19 protein-coding genes are annotated in these 20,548 nt (G+C 31.0%); 11 read left to right on the top strand and 8 right to left on the bottom strand.

What is annotated here, in order from left to right; genetic code table 11:
• The first annotated feature begins 132 nt into the window (after window positions 1-132).
• Window positions 133-2,472 (top strand): TonB-dependent receptor, encoded by a 2,340-nt coding sequence (locus ACKTTV_RS13550; protein WP_408031383.1) that lies wholly within the window; start codon window positions 133-135, stop codon window positions 2,470-2,472.
• 73 nt (window positions 2,473-2,545) lie between these two features.
• Entirely contained in the window at window positions 2,546-3,406 is an 861-nt protein-coding gene (locus ACKTTV_RS13545; RefSeq protein ID WP_408031382.1) for a DUF4249 domain-containing protein, read from the top strand.
• Window positions 3,407-3,494: 88 nt separating this feature from the next.
• On the opposite strand, the gene ACKTTV_RS13540 is transcribed toward ACKTTV_RS13545, so the two are convergent.
• Window positions 3,495-4,766 (bottom strand): exo-beta-N-acetylmuramidase NamZ family protein, encoded by a 1,272-nt coding sequence (locus tag ACKTTV_RS13540; RefSeq protein ID WP_408031381.1) that lies wholly within the window; start codon window positions 4,764-4,766, stop codon window positions 3,495-3,497.
• A 5-nt stretch (window positions 4,767-4,771) separates the two neighbouring features.
• On the opposite strand from ACKTTV_RS13540, the gene ACKTTV_RS13535 reads away from it, so the two are divergent.
• Window positions 4,772-6,007: an ABC transporter permease gene (locus ACKTTV_RS13535; RefSeq protein ID WP_408031380.1), complete on the top strand. Its 1,236-nt coding sequence runs from the start codon at window positions 4,772-4,774 to the stop codon at window positions 6,005-6,007.
• 158 nt (window positions 6,008-6,165) lie between these two features.
• On the top strand, window positions 6,166-7,527 hold the full coding sequence (locus ACKTTV_RS13530) for a pyridoxal-phosphate dependent enzyme (protein WP_408031379.1): 1,362 nt from the start codon (window positions 6,166-6,168) through the stop codon (window positions 7,525-7,527).
• A gap of 64 nt (window positions 7,528-7,591) precedes the next feature.
• On the opposite strand, the gene ACKTTV_RS13525 is transcribed toward ACKTTV_RS13530, so the two are convergent.
• Complete coding sequence (locus ACKTTV_RS13525) at window positions 7,592-9,832, bottom strand: alkaline phosphatase D family protein (RefSeq protein WP_408031378.1); 2,241 nt, start codon at window positions 9,830-9,832, stop codon at window positions 7,592-7,594.
• A 236-nt stretch (window positions 9,833-10,068) separates the two neighbouring features.
• Between ACKTTV_RS13525 and ACKTTV_RS13520 the strand changes: the two genes are divergently transcribed.
• The 4 genes from ACKTTV_RS13520 (at window position 10,069) to ACKTTV_RS13505 (ending at window position 12,405) form a co-directional block, all read left to right on the top strand.
• Entirely contained in the window at window positions 10,069-10,662 is a 594-nt protein-coding gene (locus ACKTTV_RS13520) for a hypothetical protein (protein WP_408031377.1), read from the top strand.
• Window positions 10,663-10,711: 49 nt separating this feature from the next.
• Entirely contained in the window at window positions 10,712-11,383 is a 672-nt protein-coding gene (locus ACKTTV_RS13515) for an HAD family hydrolase (RefSeq protein ID WP_408031376.1), read from the top strand.
• A 177-nt stretch (window positions 11,384-11,560) separates the two neighbouring features.
• Window positions 11,561-11,974 carry a VOC family protein gene (locus ACKTTV_RS13510; RefSeq protein ID WP_408031375.1) on the top strand — a complete coding sequence of 138 codons (414 nt, stop codon included), beginning with the start codon at window positions 11,561-11,563 and terminating at the stop codon, window positions 11,972-11,974.
• A gap of 17 nt (window positions 11,975-11,991) precedes the next feature.
• Window positions 11,992-12,405, top strand: coding sequence for a VOC family protein (locus ACKTTV_RS13505; RefSeq protein WP_408031374.1), 414 nt, complete (start codon window positions 11,992-11,994; stop codon window positions 12,403-12,405).
• A 225-nt stretch (window positions 12,406-12,630) separates the two neighbouring features.
• Here ACKTTV_RS13505 and lipA read toward each other — a convergent pair whose 3' ends face one another.
• The 5 genes from lipA to ACKTTV_RS13480 all read right to left on the bottom strand — a co-directional run bounded on the left by lipA (window position 12,631) and on the right by ACKTTV_RS13480 (window position 16,743).
• On the bottom strand, window positions 12,631-13,500 hold the full coding sequence (lipA, locus tag ACKTTV_RS13500; protein ID WP_408031373.1) for a lipoyl synthase: 870 nt from the start codon (window positions 13,498-13,500) through the stop codon (window positions 12,631-12,633).
• A 44-nt stretch (window positions 13,501-13,544) separates the two neighbouring features.
• Window positions 13,545-14,762 (bottom strand): Nramp family divalent metal transporter, encoded by a 1,218-nt coding sequence (locus tag ACKTTV_RS13495; protein ID WP_408031372.1) that lies wholly within the window; start codon window positions 14,760-14,762, stop codon window positions 13,545-13,547.
• A 100-nt stretch (window positions 14,763-14,862) separates the two neighbouring features.
• Window positions 14,863-15,429, bottom strand: a complete 567-nt coding sequence (locus ACKTTV_RS13490) for an RNA polymerase sigma factor (protein WP_408031371.1) — start codon at window positions 15,427-15,429, stop codon at window positions 14,863-14,865.
• Window positions 15,426-16,526, bottom strand: coding sequence for a glycosyltransferase (locus tag ACKTTV_RS13485; RefSeq protein ID WP_408031370.1), 1,101 nt, complete (start codon window positions 16,524-16,526; stop codon window positions 15,426-15,428). Before ACKTTV_RS13485 ends, ACKTTV_RS13490 begins: the two co-directional genes overlap by 4 nt.
• Window positions 16,527-16,539: 13 nt before the next feature.
• On the bottom strand, window positions 16,540-16,743 hold the full coding sequence (locus tag ACKTTV_RS13480; protein ID WP_408031369.1) for a membrane or secreted protein: 204 nt from the start codon (window positions 16,741-16,743) through the stop codon (window positions 16,540-16,542).
• 157 nt (window positions 16,744-16,900) lie between these two features.
• Here ACKTTV_RS13480 and ACKTTV_RS13475 point away from each other — a divergent pair, with 157 nt between their 5' ends.
• The 3 genes from ACKTTV_RS13475 to ACKTTV_RS13465 are packed head-to-tail and all read left to right on the top strand — an operon-like array spanning window position 16,901 to window position 18,884.
• Complete coding sequence (locus ACKTTV_RS13475; RefSeq protein ID WP_408031368.1) at window positions 16,901-17,674, top strand: YHYH protein; 774 nt, start codon at window positions 16,901-16,903, stop codon at window positions 17,672-17,674.
• A 51-nt stretch (window positions 17,675-17,725) separates the two neighbouring features.
• A complete protein-coding gene (locus tag ACKTTV_RS13470) occupies window positions 17,726-18,253 on the top strand; it encodes a toxin-antitoxin system YwqK family antitoxin (RefSeq protein WP_408031367.1) in 528 nt (175 codons plus the stop codon).
• Window positions 18,237-18,884, top strand: a complete 648-nt coding sequence (locus tag ACKTTV_RS13465) for an SCO family protein (RefSeq protein WP_408031366.1) — start codon at window positions 18,237-18,239, stop codon at window positions 18,882-18,884. The genes ACKTTV_RS13470 and ACKTTV_RS13465 overlap by 17 nt, the downstream gene beginning before the upstream one ends.
• A 655-nt stretch (window positions 18,885-19,539) precedes the next feature.
• Here ACKTTV_RS13465 and murB read toward each other — a convergent pair.
• Entirely contained in the window at window positions 19,540-20,547 is a 1,008-nt protein-coding gene (gene murB, locus ACKTTV_RS13460) for a UDP-N-acetylmuramate dehydrogenase (protein ID WP_408031365.1), read from the bottom strand.
• Between the last annotated feature and the right edge of the window lies 1 nt (window position 20,548).

Here is a 20,548-nt window from a genome sequence, read left to right as displayed (position 1 = left end):
ATTTTTAATAAGTAAAAGAGGTTCGAACTTATCCGTTCGAACCTCTTTTGCATTCTAGCCGATAGGTTGGGTCGATTTTAACCTTTTAATACTTCAATTTTGTCCCAGTAATTAAACTTAAAAGTAAAATTAATGAAGAGATTTTTTGCAATATGTTTATTGTTAATCCCAGCGTTTGTCACTGCACAAAATATAACAGTAAGGGGAACTGTTAAGGACAAGCAAAATGGAGAAAATATTTTTGGAGCTAGTATTTATGTCGAGGGGACGACAATTGGAAGTATGACCAATGAATATGGATTTTATTCAATTACACTTCCTAAAGGAAAAAATACAATCATAGTGAGTTTTGTTGGTTACAAAACCATCTATAAGCAAATTAATGGAGATGCAAACATTACATTAAATTTTGAACCAGAGCCTGAGTCTACACAATTATCGGAGGTTGTCATTGAAGGAGGGAAATCTAAAAAAGCCAATATTCGATCACCTCAAATGGGAGTGTCAAAACTTCAAATTAAGGAAATTGAAAAAATACCAGTAGTATTGGGTGAGCCTGACATTTTAAAATCTATACAAAGTTTACCCGGTGTTACCAATGGAGGAGAAGGGTCTAGTGGTTTTAATGTTAGAGGAGGAGCCGCTGACCAGAATTTGGTTCTTTTAGATGAGGCTACGATTTTTAACACGGCGCATTTGCTTGGTTTTGTATCTATATTTAACTCTGACGCTATTAAAGATGTTAAGCTTTACAAAGGAAGTATTCCAGCCGAGTTTGGTGGAAGAGTGTCTTCCGTGCTTGATGTTCGTCAAAAAGATGGGAATAGCAAGCGATTTACATTAAATGGTGGAATTGGAGTAGTGTCGAGTAAATTGACAATGGAAACTCCAATGTTTAACAAAAAAGGATCAATGTTGTTGGCAGGACGTGCATCTTATGCCCACTTATTCATTACAGGTGATAACAAAGCTTCTTTTTATGATGTAAATTTCAAAACTAACTACGAATTGAATGAAAACAACCGATTGTATTTATCGTCTTATATTGGAAGAGATTATTTTAATACCAATTTTGTAGCAACCGATTATGGAAATACAATCGCTAATCTAAGATGGAATCATATTTTTAATGATAAGCTTTTCTCTAATTTATCCTTCATTTATAGTAATTACGATTATAGTATTCTTCTTAATGGAATTGATTTAGACTGGAAAGCATATATTGAGAATGCAAATATTCGATACGATTTTAAGTATTACCTATCGGAAAGATTTAAATTTAATTTTGGATTTAACACTACACTTCATGATTTTAATCCAGGAGAGATAAAGCCATCTACCGATTCATCACCGATCAACCCATTACAATTAGATAAAAAGAGTGCTTTAGAAAATGCTATGTATGTTGACGTGAACCAAACATTAACAGATAGGTTCAGAGTATCATATGGAATACGATTTTCTAGTTTTCATAGATTCCATACAGAAGACTTAAATGTTTATAAAGATGGATTGGCAGTTGTTTATAATGAGTTATTAGAAAAATATGAAAGAGGTCAGGTAATTGGCAAAACCTCTTCTATGAAATCATATTATAATTTCGAGCCTAGATTGGCCTTGTCGTATGAATTAAATGAAAATTCTTCCGTAAAGGCAAGTTATGCAAGAACAGCACAATACTTACATTTATTATCAAATACAACCACAATTAACCCAGTAGATGTTTGGGCACCAAGTGGTAATTTTGTTAAACCACAAATGTCAAATCAATATGCTGTTGGATACTTCAGAAATTTTTTGGATAATGATTATTCTTTAGAAATAGAAACTTACTATAAAACTATTGATAATAGAATCGATTATATAGATGGATCAGATTTAATAGGAAACAACAATATAGAAACAGAGATTCTAAATGGTAAAATGCGATCTTATGGAATTGAATTTTTATTAAGAAAAAATAGAGGAAGTTTTCAAGGCTGGTTGGCATATACACTTTCAAAATCGGAGCAACAAACTCCTGGTGGAGCCGCTGGAGGACCAGGAATTAATGGAGGAGAATGGTATAACGTGAACTTTGATCGTCCACATGATTTTTCATTAACAGGAACTTACAAACTAAGTGAAAAGTGGACTTTTGGAGGAAACTTGGTGTATCAAACTGGACGTCCTTTAACTGTACCTAATGGTCAATACAATTATTTAGGATTGTCAATAGCTACTTATGGAGACAGAAACAGTAGCCGTCTTCCAGATTACCATCGTCTTGATATTTCTGCAACCTATACACCAAGAATAGATCCGAATAGAAGATGGAGAGGCGAATGGAAGTTTGGTATTTACAATGTTTACAATCGAAATAATGCCCAAGATATTAGCTTTGGTCAAAATGCATCAACAGGACGTAATGAAGCTACTAAAACATCCATTTTTGGCATTGTACCATCTTTATCTTACAATTTTAAATTTTAATAATAACTCAATAGTTAAGAGTTAATTTAAATGAATTATGAACATCGAGTTGAATACAAATAAAAAGAAACAAATGAAATATATATATAAGAAGTTCCTGTTCCTATTGACCATTGTTTTCACAGTAATTTCGTGCACAGAAGTTATTGAGATGAAGTTACCTGAAGGAGAAGAAAGATTGGTTGTTGAAGCTAACATATTATGGGAAAAGAATACAACAGGGAACGAGCAAGAAGTAAAACTAAGTCTTACTACACCATACTACAATGTAAATGAAAGAAAACCTGTAACAGATGCTACAGTGCGCATAGTTAATACAACTATTAATGAGACGTATAGCTTTACCCATGATGAAAATGGTTCTTACAAAACAACCAGTTTTGAACCCAATGCTAATCATGATTATTTAATACGAATTGTATACAAAGAAGAGGTTTATGAAGGAGTTGAAAGACTAATGATGGTGCCAGAAATTCAAGATATTTCTCAATCACTATCGGAAGGGCAAGATGATGAAGTTTTAGAGGTTAAATTCTTTTATCAAGATGCTGCCGACGAAGAAAACTACTATTTAACAGGTTTTAAATCTCAGAGAGATTTATTTACTACTTACGATTTAACCAAAGATGAGTTTATAAATGGTAACTTAATTAAAGAAACTTGGGAAAAAATTGACGATGAAGACACTAATGAAAATGAGGAGCTAAGAAAGGATGATGTAGTTTCTATTATACATCAAGGTATATCTCGACAATATTATGTGTATATGAATATTTTAATTAATCAATACAGTTCAGGGCAGGGAGGGAGCCCTTTTCAAGCAATTCCCGTCAAATTAAAAGGAAATATTGTTAATGTTACGAATAAGGATAACTATTGCCATGGATATTTTAGTGTATCTGAAGTATCTAAAGCGGTTTATACTGTTCAGTAACTTTTTTCATGTTTGGTAGTTAAAAAAGCCGAAGAATACTCTTCGGCTTTTACATTAAAAAGATAACTCTCTTTAAAATTTTATTCTATTATTCATATAGTAAATACTTTTCTCTTTTTAATTGGAATTCTTTGATCTTTTGTTTCCATGAGCTTCTTATTTCATCGGATGTTAAACCTTTTTTAATTTGTTCTTTTAATCTTTCGGTCCCCGCCAGTTTAACAAAGAAAGTATTAAAGAATTCCTTTTCTTTTGAATGGTTTTTATGTCCATTATAAAAATCAATCAACCATGTAAGATCTATTTTGTCCAGAGCCTTAACATCTCTTAAATCGTACCCGTAACATATCTTATCTTTATGCTTAGGATATTTTGCTCCTTCATTAGGAACAGGAGTAAACTCATGTGTATATCTGTCTAAATTATAAAAAGGGCTACCGACTATTTGAAATTGTTCGGAAGTACCTCTTCCAACAGAAACGTTAGTTCCTTCGAAAAAGCATAAGCTAGGATATAGGTTTATTGAAATATCATTTGGTAAATTCGGTGATGGTTTAATAGGTAAACTATATTTTGTATCGTGCGTGTAATTTTCTAAAGGAACTACAGTTAAATCGCATTGAATACCATTTTCTAACCAATGTTCTCCATTAATCATTTTACCATATTCACCAATTGTCATTCCATAAACAATAGGAACTGGGTGCATTCCGACGAAACTTTTATGTTTCATTTCAAGTACAGGGCCATCAATATAATACCCATTTGGGTTTGGGCGATCTAATAAAATTACAGGAATTTTGGCCTCGGCACAAGCTTCCATGACATAGTGCAAAGTGGAAATATAGGTGTAAAAACGAGCACCTACATCCTGAATATCAAAAACCACAACATCTATATCTTTTAGTTGCTCGGGATAAGGTTTTTTATTTTTACCATACAAAGATATAATGGAAAGACCAGTTTTGGTATCAACACCATCTTTTACCGTTTCTCCTGCATCTGCTTTTCCTCTAAAACCATGTTCAGGAGCAAATACCCTTTGCACATTGATATTCTTATTTGAATGTAAATAATCAACTAAATGCTTACTAACTTTTTCAGACCCCATTACATTAGTTGAAATTTCCTTTCGCTGTAATATTTCAATAGTCGAGGTTTGATTTGCTACAATAGCAACGTTCTTATTTTTCAGTAAATCAAGATATAGTTCGGTTCTATTGGCACCAGTCTTTAATATTTTGGGTGTTTTTTTTTCTGGTTGAGCTTTTTTTGTGGATTGTTGCGCACAAGAAACAAGTTTAAAACAGATAGAAAAAAACAATAATAAATATGTACTTTTGGAGTACTTTAAAATCATAACTTTTGAATTTCGAATTATTTATTGCCAAAAGAATAATTGCTGGCAAAGGGTATAAAAATAGTATATCATCACCAATAATAAAAATTGCTACAATTGCCATTACTTTGGGAATTACAGTTATGTTAATTGCAGTGTCTATTGGTTCGGGGTTTCAGAAGAAAATTAGAGATAAGATGTCTGGTTTTAAAGGACATGTTCAAATTGTAAATTACGACAATAATAATTCCGAAGTTTCATTAGCTTCCATAGAGAAGAATCAACCGTTTTACCCTAAGTTTGAAAATATTGAAGGGGTAAAAAACGTTCAGGTATTTGCCAATAAATTTGGAGTTATTAGAACTGAGACGGATTTTGAGGGTGTTATTTTTAAAGGAGTTACAAGTGATTATGATTTTACTTTTTTTGAAGAATACCTAAAAGAAGGAAGATTGCCTGATTTTTCATTGAAAAGAAATAAGGAAATTTTAATTTCTCAATCAATAGCCGATCGTTTGCATTTAAAGTTACAAGATACTATTCAAATAGTTTTTAACGCAGAAAAGCATAAGAATAAGTTTGCCCAAAGAAAACCTATTATTGTTGGAATATATAATACGGGCTTTGAGCAGTTTGATAAAACAATGCTAATCGGTGATATTCGAGAAGTACAACGTTTAAATAAATGGAATGAAAATGAGATTGGTGGTTTTGAGGTGCTAATAGATAATTTTGACGATTTGGCGCTGAAAGGAGATGAAATTTATAGTTCAATTCCAGTAACATTAAACAGCGCTACCATCGCAGAAAATTATCCGCTAATTTTTAACTGGTTAGATATTCTTGATAATAATGTGTGGGTAATTATTGGAATTATGATTTTGGTAGCCGGAATCAACATGGTAACGGCTTTACTGGTATTGATATTAGAACAAGTACAAATGGTAGGAGTGTTAAAAGCTTTGGGAAGTCCTAATTGGAGTATCAGAAAAGTGTTTTTATACAACGCTTCATATTTGATATTAAAAGGATTACTCTACGGAAATATAATAGCGATTACACTTTTAGCAATTCAAAAATATGGAAAGTTCATTACGTTAGATCCTGAAAACTATTATGTATCAACCATACCTGTTTCATTAGATATTCTTTCTATCTTATTGCTTAATATTGGAACCTTGATATTATGTTTTCTAATGCTGATTATTCCATCTTATATAATCACTAAAATAAAACCATCTAAATCTATTAAGTTTGCCTAGCATGGTATAACTGAAGATGATTAATAAATTTTTGTTCAGAGAGAACTTAAAAATGAATAAAAGAAAATTTTAACATCATTTCTTAGAAAACACAAAAAATCAGTCTTGAGTTCAACATAAGTTTTCGTTAATTTGTAAGTGTAAACTGATAACTTATAATGAACTATTCAAAAAATATACTTGAAACCATTGGTAATACACCTTTGGTCAAGTTAAATTCTGTTACCAAAGAAATAGATGCTTTGGTCTTAGCAAAGGTTGAAACCTTCAATCCTGGGAATTCTGTAAAAGACCGCATGGCTTTAAAAATGATTGAAGATGCAGAGGCTGATGGACGACTAAAACCAGGAGGAACTATTATAGAAGGTACTTCAGGAAATACAGGAATGGGATTGGCTTTAGCCGCTATTGTAAAAGGATATAAATGTGTTTTTGTAATATCTGATAAACAATCGAAAGAGAAAATGGATATTTTAAGAGCGGTAGGAGCAGAAGTAATTGTTTGTCCTACAAACGTAGAGCCAGAAGATCCAAGGTCTTATTATTCTGTTTCAAAAAGGTTGGGTGAAGAAACGCCTAATTCTTGGTACGTAAATCAATATGACAATCCTTCAAACGCCGTAGCCCACTACGAACAAACTGGACCTGAAATTTGGGAACAAACAGAAGGTAAAATTACACATTTTGTTGTTGGAGTGGGAACAGGTGGAACCATTTCTGGAACAGCGAAGTTTTTAAAAGAGAAAAATCCAAATATTAAAATTTGGGGAATTGATACCTACGGATCGGTGTTTAAAAAATATCATGAAACGGGTATTTTTGATGAAAATGAAATCTATCCATACATCACTGAAGGAATTGGAGAAGATATTTTACCTAAAAATGTGGATTTTAGTTTGATTGATGGTTTTACCAAGGTAACAGATAAAGATGCCGCTGTTTATACCAGAAAAATAGCAAAAGAAGAGGGTATTTTTGTAGGGAACTCTGCTGGAGCGGCAATCAAAGGTTTATTACAATTGAAAGATGAATTTAAACCTGAAGATGTTGTTGTAGTTTTATTTCACGATCATGGAAGTAGATATGTAGGTAAAATGTTTAATGACGATTGGATGCGAGATAGAGGTTTCTTAGAAGAAGAAATTACTACCGCAGAAGATTTAGTGCGTTCGCATATTGACAAGCCTTTAGTGACAGTACAAACAGAAGAATTGGTAAGTCATGCCATTGAAAGAATGAGAGAGTTTAAAATTTCTCAAATTCCTGTGAAAGATAGCAATGGTTTCGTTGGATCTGTTGATGAAAGTACCTTATTGCATAGTTATCTAGAAGATAAAAATATTGCAGAAAAGCCGATTAAAGTTATTATGAGAAAAGAATATCCAATTGTAAAGAAAGATACTTCAATTGATAATGTTTCAAAACTTATTAATAAGGATAATCAGGCTGTTTTAGTCGATTTAAGCAATGGTAAATATCATATTATCACAAAATATGATATTATTAGTGCGATGGCTTAACTTTATTTGAGAATATAAAAAAGCGAACTACTCGAGTAGTTCGCTTTTCCTTTTTTAAGTAAGATTATTTTAAAAATACTTTTCTCCCAAAGTTTTGTAGCCCATTAGTGGCGCGAACTAGGTAAAATCCAGATTTTAAATTATTCAAAAATAACTTTAAGTTGTATAGACCTTCTTCGTGAGAACGATCTTTGAACACAGTTTTTACTAACTGACCTTGAATATCAAATATTTGAACAGTTAACTTATCTGTTTTATTGAAACCGTAATGTACATTAATGTTTTTCTCTTTAACATCGGAATATACTCCTAGTAAAGAGAATTGCTCAACTGTTTTAGTATTTTTTGCTGATGAATTATCAGCAACATAACTTCCTCTATCTTCACCAGTTGTTTTTGGAGAGTTTATAAGTCCGCATTGATTTAACTCATTTTTAAATCCAACTTTAAAATATGCACTTGGATCAACACGTTCTTTTGTGTTTATAAAGTACCAATCGGCTTGTATTTGATTTTTTCTAATATCTAAAATATAATATCCGTGTGCGGTAGTATGAGCTCTTTTGATATGTGGATTGTCTTCTATCAATTCGGCATCGGCAGTAGTGTTTGTAAGTTTTTCTAATAGCCAGATAACCCAATCAGGTAGCATATCTAAATTAGGAGAAGTAACACTTGGAGTAGTAAACTCAGGAACAATACAATTTCCGTTTCTTTCTATTTGCGAGGCAAACATCATATGAATATCACCTGTTAACACAGCTATGTTATTGGAGTTGTTTTTAATATAATCAAGCATTTCATTCTTTTCATCCAGATAAAAATTCCAGTCATCTTTATTTAATTGATGCCACTTTTTCATCCAACTAGGAATCAAGAATGAGTACCAAGAGTTACTAAATCTGTTAATTTTTAAGCCAAAAGGAGCCATCATTACTTGGTTACCTATCACTTTCCATGTTGCATCACTTTGACTTAAACCATTTTTTAACCAAGTTTTTTGCTGATCGCCAAGAATAGAGCGTGAGGAACGATTTTGAGTTAATCGGAGACTTAGTTTGTGCTGAATATTCTTTTCGGCTTTATTCATTAGAAACTCAATTTCTTTAATTTCAGAATCTGAAAAGACTTTTGATCGACTCATGGTTTTACTTTTGCCTTCAAGTTCAATTTTTAAAGCTTTAGCAATGTAATTTGCCATGGTAATTTTTTCATTATGGCTAAGGTTATTTCTATAAGAATCTTCTACCATATTGTAGGTTGCCCATTCCAATTTATCCTTTTTGGAGTTGGCTAAAGCAAGGAATTCTTTTGAAGTAGTTCCACGACCCAATCCCATTTGTTTGGTTCTACCTTCAATACGAGTATCAACCATAAAAAGATCCAATAGTTTTCCATACGATATTTTCCTGTAAATTCTTTTGCTATCCTCACTGTTTTCGCGAACTGGTAACCATTCGAAATAGGCTTTTTTGGCGTTCCTTTTTCTTTCATTCCAATCACCTTCACTGTCATCATGATTTTCTGCACCATCTTTATGGGCGTCGTTGGCAAATTCATGATCATCCCATACGGTAATGAATGGGTGTTGTTGATGAATATCTTGTAAGTTGGGATCTAAGCGATAGTACGAATAACGTACACGATAATCTTCTAAAGTAACAATTTCATGCTTGGGCTCATGACCTCGATCTGGTCGACTACTTGAGTAACCGTAACCACCTTTTTTATATTCGTAAATATAATCGCCCAAATGGATAACTGCATCAATATCTGAACGATTCGCAATGTTTTGATAGGCATTAAAATAACCTGCTTGATAATTTGAGCAAGAAACAATTGCAAAACGCAAATTTTCAACTTCCTTGGTTGATTTTGGAGCTGTTCTTGTTTTTCCAGTTACTGAGTAGGTATTATCTACTTTAAATCGATAATAGTAGGAAGTGTTCTCATTTAATTGATCTGCATCAACTTTTACCGTGTAATCCTGACCACTATTGGTATTCGTATAACCAGAGTTTACAACGTGTTTAAAATTTGCATCTGAAGCAATCTCCCAAAATACTGTAATGTCTTCATCAGGGGTTGATTGGGTAATGCGTGTCCAGATAATAACACGATCAAATAACGGATCTCCAGAGGCAACTCCATGTAGAAAAGGGGTTTTTGACCAGTCGTAATTGTTTTGTTTCATGCCTTTTCTCTCTGTTGTAAAAGGTCTTTCAATTTTTGTAATTTGGAAGGGAGTTTGAGCAAATGTTTGAATAACCATAAGCAACAAACTCAAATTAAAAAAAGATCTCATTTTATCAATGTTTGGGGTTTGTTTTACAAAATTATCTTTACATTTTTTAAACTATTTTAACCGAATATGATGTTTTTGTTATGGATTATATTGAAAATTAACCTTTTTTTTATGTAATTTATTTTTGTTTGTTAATTGGAAAATGAATTGACTTTTTATCTTAGTTTGGGCTTATATTTGAAAAGAGAAAGCAAAATATATCGTCTGTTATTGCAATAAATTCAAGATTAGTATTTATGAAGTTTAAACTAAGAAAACCAAAGATTACTCAAAGTGATTGGGTATCATTTATTTTAACATTAGTAGCAACGTTATTTGGAGTGTTAATGGCAATATGGTTAACAAACTCAGAAGTCAGAAAAAAAGAGAAAGAAGATACGGTCAAGTTATTACAAACTTCAAAAAGAATTCTTAATAATACGTTCGAATATAGTAAAAGTCTCAATGAGACTTTGTCGTCTATAGAAAAAGATACTGTAAACTATACAAAAGAGTCTGTTGAAAATTTAAAAACGAATAATCCCATTCCATATCCTGATTTATTGGAAGGTATTATAGTGAATGAATTAGTTTCAAGAAATATATCAGAATATTCTCACGGCGCTATTTATAATTGTTTGATAAACCTAAGGAAGTTATCAAGTTATGGAACCGTTGAATATTATCTGAAGACTCTTGAGGAGATGATAGCGATGTTAGATTTTGAAATGGAATTGCTCAATGGTGAAATTAACTTTCAAGAGCTTGAGTCGAAACTCAAAGTTATTCGTAAAGAACTAGATAAAAAATATTCTTCAGAGAATGTACTCAGAGTAAAATCTGATGATTAAGTATCTATTTGATATAGATATGAAGTGATTATAAAATAAATAAGTATTAATGAAAAGAAATTTAAAAGCTGTATTTTTTGATTTTGATGGAACCATTGTTAATTCGGAGATTTTCCATTATCGATGTTTTGTAGAAGTGTTGAATGAAGTTGGCGTAAACCTTGAAGAATCTGATTATTTTTTGAATTATGCCGGTGTACCAACGGATATTAATTCTGAAAAAACAGTTAAGAAGTACGGTTTAGAAATATCTCCTTCGGAGTTAACCGAAAGAATAGAAGAATTAGTTGTTCGTCATCAAAATACACATGATCCAATATTAATGCCTTATGCGGAGGAGTCAATAAAAAAATATAAAGAAAAGGGACTTATTTTGGGAATTGTTACCGCAAGTCCACTTAGAAGTGTAGAGATTTTTTTTACGAAGAAGGATTTTAAGGATGATTTTAGTTTTACCGTAACTTTTGATGATGTTGAAAATAGTAAACCCAATCCAGAATGCTATCTACAAGCACTTGAAAAATCAAAAGTTAAATCTTCCGAAGTTATTGTTTTTGAGGATACACAGAATGGAGTGAAAGCGGCAAAGGCGGCAGGATTAACTTGTTTTGCAATTCAGAGCGAAAAAGAATTACATTTTAAATTGGAAGCAGCAGACAAAATATTTACTAGTTTAAAAGAAGCTAATGAATATGTTGCTGATAATTTTATACTAGGTTAGGTTTACAATTTATAATTACAAAACTTATAGCGTTATTTCGATTTTTTTTCGGAACCTCACTATGTCTTAAAACAAATAGTTGAGATTATAAAAGGAGGCAAATCTAGTTTGATAATTATTTTTATTGTCAATTACGAATAATCACTAAATTAATAGGCTAATTTAAGATTCAAAAAAATGAAACAATCAATCGTTCATGTTGCATTAGTTGTTAAAGATTATGATGAAGCTATTGAGTTTTATACGAAGAAACTTCATTTTGAATTGATAGAGGATACCTATATACCAGAGCAAGATAAAAGATGGGTAGTAGTAGCACCTCCTAACTCAACAGGAACTACTATTTTATTGGCGAGAGCATCCAATGAAGAACAGGAAAGTTTTATTGGAAATCAATCAGGTGGAAGAGTTTTTCTTTTTTTAAATACAGATGATTTCTGGCGTGATTATAACGAAATGCTATCCAAAGGAATTGAGTTTGTAAGAGAGCCTAAGGAGGCTGAATACGGTACGGTTGCAGTGTTTAAAGACTTATATGGAAATCTTTGGGATTTGTTACAGTTGAACAAAAAATCAAGTTTAAATCTCTAGTTATTAAATTTTTAGAAATGAGTAATGATATAGAAATTAGGTTTTTGGATCATGTAGCCATACGAGTCGAGAATATAGAGAAGTCAGTAGAGTGGTATCAAAATGTTCTAGGCTTAAAAAAATATCAATTACCAAAATGGGGAAACTACCCAATTTTCATGTTAGCAGGAAAATCAGGAGTGGCTTTGTTTCCTGCAAATCTTGAAGATCCAGAAGTTCATATGGAATCAAAAAATAGAAAGATTGATCATTTTGCATTTAATGTAACAAATGAAAATTTCGAAAAGGCAAAAAGGAGATATTCGGAATTGGGATTAGAATTTACATTTCAAGATCATCATTATTTTCATTCTATTTATACCTTGGATCCTGATGGTCATAAAGTAGAGTTGACTACAATCAAAGTTGACGAAGACGATTTTTACAATTAGTACATAATGATATATAAAATCCAAAAGCCCGCTCTCAGAGCGGGCTTTTGTTAATCAACTAATTCAAATAATTTACACAATGAAAACAAAACTAATTTGTTTACAAACTATTAGTTTCAAATTCTGTGCCAAAATTATAAAATATCAATTTTAAATTATTTGAATTTTATATATTTTACATTTAATTAACAGAATATCGTTAAAAAGTTAACAAATATCTAATGATTAGCTGGCGTGTTTATGAGCTTTGTAAGAAGAACGGACTAAAGCACCACTTTCAACGTACATGAATCCCATTTCTAAACCAAGCTTTTCAAATTTTTTAAATTGATCTGGTGTTATAAATTGTTTAACTGGTAAATGCTTTTTTGTTGGTTGCAAATATTGACCAATGGTAATAATGTCTAACCCAACACCTCTTAAATCCTTCATGGTTTGAATTACTTCTTCTTCAGATTCACCTAGCCCTAACATAATTCCGGACTTCGTTCTCATACCATTTTCTTTAAGGTATTTCAGAACCCCTAAACTACGATCATATTTAGCTTGAATTCTAACTTCTCTTGTTAACCTTTTTACGGTTTCCATATTATGAGAAACTACTTCGGGATGCACATCAATAATTCGATCGATTAACTTTTCGTTACCTTGGAAATCAGGAATAAGTGTTTCTAATGTAGTATTAGGATTTGCACGTCTAATTGCTTGTACTGTTTCAGACCAAATAATAGAACCACCATCTTTTAGATCGTCTCTATCAACAGAAGTAATTACTGCATGTTTAATATTCATTAATTTGATAGAACGTGCCACTTTTTCTGGCTCATCCCATTCCACAGTATCTGGTCTTCCAGTTTTTACACCACAAAATCCACATGATCTTGTACAAACATTCCCTAAAATCATGAATGTAGCAGTTCCTTCTCCCCAACATTCTCCCATATTAGGACAACTACCACTAGTACAAATTGTATTCAACTTGTATTTATCAACAAGCCCTCTTAGTTCGGTATATTTTTTACCAACAGGTAATTTAACTCGCAACCACTTAGGCTTCTTTGTTCTTTCAGGTAAAACTACAGATTCGTTTGCCATTTTTAATTACTAAAATTGAAGGAACAAATTTACGAAGAAAAGATTTAGAAATTAAGCAAAAACCAAATACTGAATAAAATTAAAAACACAATACCTGAAATGCTCAGTATTTTTAAACCTATTCCTGGTCTGTATTTTTCAGGTGTATGTTTTCCTGTAATTAAAATATAGTTTAAGATAGCATAAAAAGGAGCAGTCAAAAAAGATAAAATTGTAGCAATTTTAATTAGAAAGCCCATATCTGACAAGAAATATTTTAAAATAACAAAAGTACCACATGCTAAAATGACTAACCATAACCAATAAGAGAGAATTGCTTTTCTTTTAAAGATTAGAAATGATGTTTTTTCCATGGCACGTGGTGAAGCATCAAGTGTTGTTAAGGTTGTACTAAACATAGTTGTAAAAGCCGCTACACCTATAAATATATGAGCAAAATCACCTAAGTTTTTAGTGTATAGGTTAATAAGTTGAGAAGCAAAAACGGTTCCTTTACTAGAAAAGGTTTGACCTGTTTTGAACATAACCATAGTACCCAAAATAACAAAACAAACACTTAAAAATAGTGTTCCAATATAACCAACATTAAAATCGAATATGGCTTGTTTGGGTTTTATTTTTTCAAAGGTGTTTTTGTTTTTTTCAACCGACCATAAAGAATGCCAAATGGAAATATCCAAAGGAGCTGGCATCCATCCTAAAAAGGCAATTAAAAAGGTAATTTCGGCTGTTCCAGAAGGCAATATTTGAGTAAATGTAAATCCTTTGTTGGTACTAAAAATAGCTACTAAAACAGTAAGTAGAGTACTAATAGTTAAAATAACAACAATGTATTTCATTAAATTATCAAGAACCTTATATTTTCCAAATAAAAGAATAGCGAAACTAATTGCACAGATAACACCAGACCATAGTACGACATCATTTGTAATACCGAATAGGTGAGAAGCCAAACCTGCTGTAACTATTGTAACGGCTGCTTGGATGGTAAACATTGTTGCAAAGTTTAAAATATAATAACTTATTAAAACTCCTTTACCAAGTTTACGATAGCCATCAAGTAGAGTTTCTCCTGTAGCGGATGCATATCTTGGGCCATATTGAAAAAATGGGTATTTAAATATATGAACTAATACAAGGGCCCAAAGTAAACCAAAACCAAATTCGGCTCCAGCTCTAGTCGATTGAACCAAGTGAGAAACACCAATTGCGGCTCCAGCAAAAAGTAATCCCGGTCCAATAGTTGAAAAAGCTTTTCTCATGACTTTTAAAGGGAATTAAAATCATGTTAAAGGTAGGTAAAAAATAATGTAACGTTAATAAATTAAGTTAAATTTTAACTAGTTGTTGATTTTTTAAAATTTAGGGTGTGTTTTTGATGATTTCCGCTAGTAGTTTTTTAGCTCTTAATAATTTTACCTTCACATTATTCATAGGTTCATTAAGTTGCGCAGCTATTTCCTTATAGCTAAGCTCTTGAAAATAGCGAAGGTTTATGACTTCTTGGTATTTTGGTTTCAGTTGCTTAATATCTCGAAGTAATTTAGCCAAGTTCTGCTCAGTAATTATTTTATCTTCAGGACTAGGAGAATCGTCAATAACATAGAAAGCTTCTTCATCTTTTTCATTTGTTGTAGTAATTGAAATTGAAGCCTTTTTTTTCCTGAGAAAATCTACATAAACATTTTTAGAAATGGCAATTAACCAAGTTTTAAACTGATACTCTTCGTTAAAAGAATCTATTTTTTCAAATGCTTTTGAAAATGTTTGAATAGCAATATCTTCTGCATCATTATCATTCTCAGTTTTCTTTAATAGAAAATAATAAACACTTCCCCAAAATTGATCTAGTAGAAAGTTAAATGAAATTTGTTTTCCTTTTTTGGCGTCTTTTATATGTTTTAAAACTAATTCTGTATCTATTTTCAAAGCTTAGGTTTTGAGACTAAGTTTAATATTAACGTAAAAAGTACAAAAAATACATAACTTATATCCAATATTGGCAAAAAATATAACAATTGAGTTTCTTTTAGCTTTATTGCTGCTTTACTAATAAATACGTATTGAAAAAGAAGGTAAAAAGCAATGGCTGAAAGTCCAATTACTAAATTATTAAAGCATAAGTATATGGAAATTAACCAAAAAAGAAACTTCGAAATATTAAAAAGCCTTAATAGAAATCTTGTTTTACCAGAATAAAAACGTATTAGGGTTTGTTGTTTCCTAAAATTTGAAAAAAACTCGGAAAAAGATAATACAAACTGCTCTTTTACATAGCTAGCGGTAGACAGTTGTATTTGAGGCTTAGCAATAGATTTGGCATCTTTTAAAAATAAATCGGTTTCACCTTCAGATATATTTATGTGGTTGATAAAGCCTTTAACATTAAAAAATAGTTGTTTATGGTATCCGAAGTTTTCATGGTACCCCTTGTATGGGTTATTAAGTTTAGCAAACATAAACATTTTCAAAGATGATAGGGTATTGTAAAACCTGATGAAAATGTTTTTTATTGAAAACTTATTACTGGTTAATGATTTGTATCCAATAACAACACTTGTTTCAGTAACAAGTTTGGTAGCCATTTCTTTTATCCAAAGTTCACTTAAAGGTTTACAATGAATATCAAAAAACAACAAAAAATCATTACTTGCAGCTTTTATTCCTAGAGTTAAAGCATATTTTTTATTACCCCAAAAAGCCTCTTTGTTTTCAACATTCACTACTTTAATATGATTGTGATTTTGTTGAAAGTTTTTTATGACATCCAAACTCTCATCCGATGAAGAATGATTTATCAGAACTATTTCAAAATCATCATACTTTTGATTAAGGATGAAAGGAAGGTTTTGCTTCAATTCATTCACATTATTTTTAATATAAATGATTACTGAAACGGCTTTGTTAGCATTAGTTAATCCACTGTTTTTTTTACTATTAAATGGAAGTGTAAAAAAAAATAAATAATAGATTAATTGTACCAAAAGAACTGCCACTAAAATGCAGTAAAGAGCAGTAAGGAGCATACTATTTTAACAATTAATTATGTTGAGGTTCGCTACAAGTGTCAAATTGGTCAGGAGTTTTTCCACAAAAACCACAGGCTTCTCCAGTTTCGTTCAAAACAGGGTTTTGACTTGCACATGTTCCTGCAAATTCACCATCTTTTTTAGCCCATATTTTAATGGCGATACCAGCAAAAGCAAGAGCTAGCATACCAATTGTCACAAAAATTAATTTCATGTTATAAATAATTAAAGTGCAAAGATACTAAATCTAAAAATCATAGACTTCAGAAAATAATTTGAATAAAATTAAAAAAAATAGAATTGTTTTAAACTATTACTGATTTTCAAGGTCTAAGAAGTATTAGTTTATAAATAGATTAAATGTGTTCCTTATGAAAAACATAAAAAAAATGGTCGGCGTTCTTATGATAGCTACGTTAATAGGTAGCTGTAGTTCGGATAATAATTCTGATGTTAATGAAAATACTGATCCTATCAATGAAACAGTTTATGATATTAGGCCTATTTTATCAAAATTTGATAATGTAGAAGGATTAAGTTACGAGATTCAAGGAGATTATGTTGTGTTTACAACGAATAACTTGCCCGATCATAAAAGTCCATATTGGGATCAAAATAATCCTCTCTATGAAGCGTATAATGGAACAAATCCGAACTGGCATCAAAATCCTAATACTATACAAAGCCAAAATATAACATTAAGGATTCCTTTATACCCAAAAGAAGCTGCAAACAAACAAGAAACTTCTCTTGGACCTATAGGAATATCGGTTAATGGAGTGGTTTTTTATAATCAATATGCTGGACCAAATAACCAACCGCTTACAAATGAAATTGATTCCTTTGATCAATACTGGGGGCACCCACAACAAGCAGGACAGTATCATTATCATATTGAACCGTTGTATTTAACAGAACAATATGGGAAATCGGCATTTTTAGGATTATTGGCTGATGGTTTCCCTGTGTATGGTCCTTTAGAAGGAAGTACAACAATTACCAGTGATGATTTGGATGTGTACCATGGTCATATTTCGGCAACGGTTGATTTTCCTGATGGAATTTACCATTATAATATTACTGCGGACGCTCCGTATTTGAATGGAAATGGATATTACGGAACTCCAGGAACAATTTCTCAATAATTGATGAAAATTCAGAGCTCGATTTTAGTTGGATTGGTACTTTGTTTTTACATGAGTTGTAAAACAGAGTGTTCTAAAAATACTATATATAAGTTTTCCAAAGAGGACTTTTCTTTAATTAACGGTGTTCTTTTCTTTCAAAATGAAGAGTTCTCTGGAAAACTGAGCTCATATGATCCTGTAAATTATACGTCCATACTTTCTGAATATTGTAATGGAAGAAAAAACGGAAGTGAGATAAAAAAATATGAAAACGAAGAATTGGCTGAAGAAAGGTTTTACAAAGAAGGTGTAAAAGTAGGTATTCATAAAGGGTGGTGGAAAAATGGAAACAAAAAATTTGAATACCATTTTAATACTTCTGGTGAATATGATGGAGAAGTGAAGGATTGGTATAAAAATGGACAAATGTTCAAGTTTTTTAATTATAGTAATGGGAGAGAAGAAGGAGCACAAAAAATGTGGCAACCTGATGGTAAAATCAGAGCTAATTTTGTAACAAAAAATGGGGAGAGATACGGTGTAATTGGTTTAAAAAAATGTTATTCGTTAAATGTTAAAGATGAAAGTATTCAATAGACTGATAATAGTTTTATTTATAGGATTGTCATGCAAAACAACCAAGAAAAAAGAGAATGAGAGATTGCCATTTTTTAATTCAGCGGAATTAACTCCTGAATGGATTTCAAAAGAGGATGCTAATTATAAGAGTATTCATAAAATTCCGAATTTTGAGTTTATTAACCAAGAAGGAAATAGGGTTACCCAAGAAAATTTTGAAAACAAAATTTATGTTGCCGATTTCTTCTTTACAACATGCCCAGGAATTTGTCCTATGCTTGAAAAGAATATGAGCAAGCTTCAAGAGGTATTTAAAAATGATAGTGAAATTAAGTTGTTATCTCATACGGTAACTCCCATAAAAGATTCTGTTTCTGTATTAAAAGAATATGCTAAAGAGAATGAGATAATAACTTCAAAATGGAATTTAGTTACAGGAAATAAAGAACATATCTATAATATTGCTAGAAATGGATATTTTGCTGATGAGGATTTTGTAAAGACTGGCGATAAAGATGCCTTTATTCATACCGAAAACTTTGTGTTAGTTGATAAAGAAAAAAGAATTCGTGGAGTTTATAATGGTACGCTAGCCATTGAAGTTGAAAGGCTTATTAAGCATATAAACATACTTAAAAAAGAATATTAATTTATAAAATGTGACCTATTTAAAATTTTGGTGTCATATAAGTGTGAATAACCCCAAAATACTTATAATCATGAATTGGTCAAATACTATCTTAGATTTAATAAATACAATTTTTAGTAAAAGAAAAACAGTTTTAATTCCAATTAAAGTTGAAAAAAGAGATAGAAGAACATTTTAATATAGTTTCCCCTATTTTTTAAAATAGTAAATACCCCTCTCCAGCTAAACAAGCCCTTAATTATCCGCTATTTTTTGCATAAAATAGTTTCTAGTTTAAACTTGGAGAAACACGAAGAATTAATTTTTGTGTGTGGTATTAAGTTTTAATTCTTTCTAAATTGATAACATAAATAAAAAAATGATTTAACAATATTTAGCTATTCTTTTTTGAAAAGCAAAATTTCCCTCTAAGTACAATCACCCTAAATTATCCGCATTTTTTTAAATATTGAATAATAATTGAATAAAATTTTAGTTTATAAATTATAAAATGTGACTTATTCAATTTTTATGTGTCATAATAAATGAATAATCCCTTAAAGTCATTAATTATGAAATTTTCAAACAACATCTTAGATTTAATCAACGCAATTTTCGGTTCAAGAAAAACCGTGTTAATTCCAGTTAAAGTAGAAAAAAGAAATAGGAGGACATTTTAAATAATATTCACCTCAATTTCTAGATTAATAGAATAATCTTCAAATATCTTTTTTTGAATTCGTTTGGCTAGGTCATAAACGTCCTTACCTGAAGCATTACTATAATTCACTAGCACTAAGGCCTGTTTTTCGTGAACTCCATATTCTCCAAAACGTTTTCCTTTAAAACCAGATTGTTCTATCAACCATCCAGCAGGAACCTTTATTTCAGTATTCGAAACAGAATAAGAAGGTATGTTTGGATGTTTTTTTTGTAATTTTTCGAAAAGATCCTTTGAAATTACTGGGTTTTTGAAAAAACTTCCACTATTTCCAATTTTCTTTGGATCGGGTAATTTAGATTCGCGAATAGAAATTACAACATCAGAAACATCTTTAATTGTAGGAGTTTCTATTTTTCTTTCATTTAACTCTTTTTCAATAGCACCATAAGAAGTGTTTAGTTTATGTGTTTGTTTGGTTAAATTAAAACTAACAGAAGTAATTATAAACTTTCCTTTGGCTTCGTTTTTAAAAATAGAATTTCTATATCCAAATTCGCAATCTTCATTGGAGAAGGTATGCATTTTACCAGTAGTAATTTCAATGGCTTCTACTTTAGTAATAACATCCTTAACTTCGACACCGTAAGCTCCAATATTTTGAATGGGACAAGTTCCAACATTACCAGGTATCAATGAGAGGTTTTCTATTCCGCCATATCCTTCTGAAATGCACCATAAAACAAACTCGTGCCAATTTTCACCAGCATTAACCGTTAAATGAACTGAGTTTTCATTTTCACGATCAATAGAAATTCCTTTTATATTAATATGAACAACAAGTTTATCAATATCTCTTGTTAAAAGCATGTTACTTCCACCGCTTATGAGGAAAACATCCTTTTCAGTTTTTAAAAGTTCTTGTAAATGATATAAAGATTCTATAGAAACAAAACGTTTGGCATTCACATGAATACCAAACGTGTTAAACTCTTTAAGAGATATGTTTTGTTGTATTTTCAAA

It is taken from the genome of Tenacibaculum xiamenense, assembly GCF_964513065.1.
Taxonomy (GTDB): Bacteria; Bacteroidota; Bacteroidia; order Flavobacteriales; family Flavobacteriaceae; genus Polaribacter; species Polaribacter xiamenense.
Note: the sequence above shows the minus strand (reverse complement) of the source record. Positions and strands in the feature narration are given on the sequence as shown.